Annotated in this window: 1 protein-coding gene and 4 pseudogenes; 1 reads left to right on the forward strand and 4 read right to left on the reverse strand. The window is 57.7% G+C overall.

From position 1 onward, the window contains the following. The first annotated feature begins 932 nt into the window (after positions 1–932). Positions 933–1,511, forward strand: coding sequence for a hypothetical protein (locus HV796_RS40175; RefSeq protein WP_175233277.1), 579 nt, complete (start codon positions 933–935; stop codon positions 1,509–1,511). Between the two features lie 74 nt (positions 1,512–1,585). Here the strand turns inward: HV796_RS40175 and HV796_RS44940 are convergent. From HV796_RS44940 to HV796_RS40190, 4 pseudogenes are all read right to left on the reverse strand, one after another. Continuing rightward, positions 1,586–1,801, reverse strand: a pseudogene (locus tag HV796_RS44940) (hypothetical protein); the annotation flags it as partial. 286 nt (positions 1,802–2,087) lie between these two features. Then, positions 2,088–3,772, reverse strand: a pseudogene (locus tag HV796_RS40180) (tannase/feruloyl esterase family alpha/beta hydrolase). A 66-nt stretch (positions 3,773–3,838) separates the two neighbouring features. Continuing rightward, a pseudogene (locus tag HV796_RS40185) lies at positions 3,839–4,057 on the reverse strand (SDR family oxidoreductase); the annotation flags it as partial. 149 nt (positions 4,058–4,206) lie between these two features. Further along, positions 4,207–4,824 (reverse strand): annotated as a pseudogene (locus HV796_RS40190) (SDR family oxidoreductase); the annotation flags it as partial. Positions 4,825–4,930 lie beyond the last annotated feature (106 nt).

Genomic DNA, 4,930 nt, shown 5'->3' on the forward strand with positions numbered 1-4,930 from the left:
GGTCGGGTCGCGGATCTCGCGAATCAGGCGCTGCATCGGCGCACGACTGCTGACGCGAAAGATCGAATCGCAGCAGCGTGAAGGTGTGATCATCGGCAACCTGCTGAACCTGTGGAATTCGTTCAGCAGGCCCGCTTGCGTCAAAAATGCATAGGTGCGTCCGCAACCAGCTGCGCTCATACCCTGCTGAACAAAGCCCTCCAGAGTCATGAAATCAAACGCTACCGTCAGATGGACGAGGCGTTCGCCGCACCATAGCTGACTACCCAAGCTCCTATGGTTGACAGGCTAAACGTGCTTTATTTTTCCGTTTTCTGAAGCGACCCGCACCAGAGCCTTCGCCCGCACTTCGGCGCAAGACGATGTGGCTCCTGCTATGTGAAGCTCTCTGGGAGAACGGCCACTATCACAAACAGAAGCGACGGGGTTTGCGGTGGCAAGCGGGCCATTTCGCGAGCGCGCTCAGGATGGCCGGCCCGCCCGGTACAGTGTCTCCATCATCTAGCATTGCGAGTCTGCCCATGATCCGAATCTCCGATTCCTCAACAGGACACTCAGTTGCGAACACAAATGGCAGTAACAGCACGGGCGAGATACTCCGGTCAGAATCCCGCTCTCGCAGTCCATCGCCCGATCATTTCGGCCGGCTGGACGATCTAGCGCGTTTGCAGGCCAACAGGAAAGCCCCAGTACAGGGGAGATTCCAGCCCGCTACTACTGTTTCCGAGTCTTTTGACCCATCTCGTGGCGACTTGGTCTATGGGCTGAGTCACAAGAGGATGTCATTTCTATCAATTCCGGATGATGACACGCCATTAGTAACCTATCCAGGCCCGCTCATCGCAAGCCCGATTACAATCGATGGAATCAATAACGCAAAAAATATTTCTGCTAATAATAGTAGGCCGGAAATAGAAAGGAAAGTCGACAGCATGGCTAAAATTTCAGGGCGAGGTTTGTCGGGCCCACAACGCCTCAAACCAGCTCCCCTTGATCTCCCTGCAAATCGTGAGGCGAGGGCAGCTGATCGGTATAACCGGTGGTTCGGTAACTATTCAAAGTTTGCCGCCTATGAAAAGACCTATGACGCTGTGGCCCGGACAGAAAAGCTGAAGCCAAAGTATGAATATTTTGGAAACCTCGCCACAAAAATCGACGGGGCCAAGGTCAATGAAGATGGAAACGGTCTAGCCAATAAACGGGGGAGCAAGGCGGGCCTGATGGCAGCGACGCTTCCGGGATCCACGCATCACATTCACTTCGAACTATCCGGGCTGGACGTCGAAGGCGTTGTTAACAAGACGCGCGAGAAGAACAACCAGGCCTCAATTACGGGCTCCGAGTTGCGACTGGCCTATCGGCTGAGAGCTCAACTGGGCGATAGGGTCCATTTCTACCATGAAGGCAAGGAGGTCGCCGCGCCATGGGTCCAGAACCCTCAGCTCTGGGCGACATACCGGCCCAAGTCACAAACCACAAAAGAGGATGACGAACCGGAAGGAGGCACCTAATAAGCGTGGGAGTATTGTCAACTTGTTGACCGGCGTTCGGCCGCAGACGCAGTATATAAGGATGACTAATATAGTCAACAAGACGCGTCATAATCGGAGCGCACTTCACGCTTTCGCAAGTCTCGAAGCCTGGTGCGTAGCGCCCGCCTTTGCTTTGCGTCGGTGTGGTAACGGCAATGCATGAGCAGACTACCGACCTGATCTTGAACCGAAGCGAAACGTTGCAAGTGGCGCGCCGACTTGAAGCGGCGCGTCACCTTCTCGCGGACCCGGGTTGGCTGGTGTGAGTTTCCCCCGGCCGCACGTTTGGCCTGTCGACCACAGGAGCTTGGGTAGTCAGCTATGAAGCGATCCCTACGACAAGGGAGGGATGGCGCCGGAAATTCGGACAGGCCGGTAGGTGGAACGGTCGGGGCCTGAGTTGGTCATAGTGACCAGCAAGAGGAACCCAAAGATGACAAAAAGAAGCCGCCGGTCGCACAACCCGGCATTCAAGGCAAAGGTAGCGCTGGCAGCCCTGAAGGGCGACAAAACGCTAGACAGTTTTAATACGGTCTCCGTCAACGGCGCCGTCGCTTACTCCACGCACTGAAACGAATCGGCCTGATTGACGTCGCCACCTTCGTACCGCGGCCATTTCGGGTAATCGCATAGCGGCCGCGTGCGACCGGGGACGCCAGCAGTGTCGGTGGTCACTTGCCCGACTGGGGCCTTGCCTCTCTCGACCCATTGCTCGAGCGCCGACAGCGAATCCCAGGTAGCGTTGAAGGTACTGCTCGCCGCATGGCCCATTCCGGGAATCTCATAGAAGCGCACAAACGAATCGACATGACGAAAGCCGAACCGTTCTTGCAGACGTCGATAATATTGCTCAGTCGCACGTGTGCTAACCAGGACATCGGCTGATCCGTGAACGAGCAGCAGCTTCCCCCCTCGTTCCCTGAAAGCAGAGACATCGGTGCCTGCGTCGAGCTGCGAACTGAGCCCGCTGGTACGGTTGGCCCAGACACCCGGTTGTTCGGGGTCGATCGACAGCGAATCGAAGCTCGGCTCGCGCGTAACTGAATACTTGATCCACTGGTCGGTAAGAACGCTGATGTATGGCGCCGTCGAAGGCATAGGATTTGCCGGCTGCGAGGTTCCCAAGGCGAGGAACGTGACCACAGGCTCGACGGGCGAATTACGCGTAGTAATGCCTAGGTCGGCACCCCAGACATTGTATCCGGGGTATTGAGTCTCGCCACTCGCGAGCCGGAAGCGAAAGTTGGTTGACGTATTAATCGTTTTCAACACTTCGATCTGTGCGTCGGACAGGCAATTGTCGCCGGTGTCTGCGCCGTTCTGGCAGCGCAACGGAGCACTGTTCAAGGTGGCGATGGACGGATCGAACCGTGCGTTACATTGTCGCTGGTCGCTGATCAGGCCGTCGGCAACGCCGTCTAGTGCGTCGCATCGTACAGCGCTTCGCGTTTGCCAACGGAAAGGTAAGCGCCCGGTTTAGCTAGCGCACGGTTCATGCGTTGACCTCCGAGCAGCGCCGCTGCGTCGTCCCATGCCGGATACCATGCAATCGCACCGTCCCAATCCGACGGCCAGCGCTGGATCGCCGTCACGGCTTCGCGCCCGCCCGTCGACCCGCCAGCGAAATATGCCCTATGCGGCCAGTGAGCATAGCGGGCCTTGATGATTGCAAGCGCCGCGTCGTGCGTTTTCTTTAGCGCGTCGCCGCCGAAATTTCTCACCGCCTCGTCGTTCAAGCCAAAGCGTCCGTCCTGCGAGCCCAGCATGTTCGCCTGATGGCCGGAGTCGCTCGCAAAGGTCGCATAGCCGCGGCCGAGCGGCACTGGTTTATCGACCGGTCCATTGGGTACGTTGCCCGTTACGTCGGGAATGGTGCCGTCAAAACCACCACCGCCGAACATGACGACCTTGTCGTTCCATTCCGCAGGCAACGCTACCTTGAACTGAATGTCGGGCGCTGACCTGTCGAGTGGGGATATCTTGCCCGTGACCTCGCAGTACTCCGGTAAAGCAGTTGCTCCGTTTCCGCTGGCAGAGACCGGCTTGACGGCGGTTACGATCGCGCCCGACGTGGGCAAGCCGATTTCGGAAGGAGGCACGACAAAGCCCTGAAGGCGCTCGCAGGCGGCTACATGGCGCGCAGGCAGAGTCGCCGCGATGCCGGATGCCGAGGCGGCCGATGTAAGCGATAGCGCCACGACGCGCGCGACTTTCGAACTGCGAAGGTGAACTCGAATCATGATGTCTCCGTTATGACCAACGTTTTCCGCCACTCGAATCATTCGCACTGTTTGAACTTTGTACGGTTATAGCGTCATATCACCAGACGCTTCGATGACAGCGCCGTTGATATAACTTGCTTCCTCGCTTGCGAGAAACGCAAAGATTCTCACGATCTCTTGCGGTTTACCCAAGCGCCGTAATGGGCCTAGCTTCTCATCTTCGAGTACCTCGTCGGGTACAGTCGTCAGGGTCGATGTGTCGAGAAAGCCCGGCGCGACGGCGTTCACGCGAATGCCTTTGGGGACCCAGCTCGAGCTTTCAATCGCATTGAATACGCGTCCTTCGTAGTGAATCTCTTTTCGGGGACGCGCCACCTTCCCCGTAGCATTGATGTGTTACGATGCGCCCCCCGACGCCGGATCATTTACGGACCTCGCGTGTCGGTATGCCCTCAAAGATATTCGACGTTGCCATCTACACTGATGGCTTGCCCCGTAATGTTGTGCCCCGCTGGCGAGGCAAGGAAAAGCGCCATGGCGGCAATGTCGTTGACTGTCACCATGCGGCGAAGCGAAATCTTCTTCAGGTACTGTTCTTTCATCTCGTCGAACGAGACGCCCGTTGACTTAGCTCGTGCGGCGATCACCCTGTCCATCCGTTCACCCTGTACGACGCCGGGCAAAATGGCATTCACGCGGATGTTGGTCGGTCCAAGCTCGACTGCCAGCGACTTGACCAGTCCAACAATCGCCCATTTCGTCGAAGCGTACGGCGTGCGAAATGCGTAGCCCAGCCGGCCCGCCACCGATGACATCGCAATAATGGCCGGGCAATCCGACGTCTCTTTCAGCAGCGGCACCGCCTTGCGGAGGAAGTAGTACTGGCTGTTCAGGTTGGTCGAAATGGTTCGTTCCCAATCGTCCGGCTGGATGGATTTAACCTCGCCCGTCGGACCCGCGATGCCCGCGTTGTTGATAAGAATGTCGAGCCCGCCGAGCTTTGCGCGCGCGTCGTCGATAACCTTGTCGACCTGCTCGCGATTTGCCACATCCGCGACGCCGCTGTGTAGTCCGCCCTGAATAAAGCGTTTTGTCCGTCGTCGGCGTTAGACGACGGGCGTTCTCTGATCGGCAGAAACGAACAACGCGACAAGAACGCGGGCGCAAAAAAGCCGC

The organism is Paraburkholderia humisilvae, from assembly GCF_902859855.1.
Classification (GTDB): domain Bacteria; phylum Pseudomonadota; class Gammaproteobacteria; order Burkholderiales; family Burkholderiaceae; genus Paraburkholderia; species Paraburkholderia humisilvae.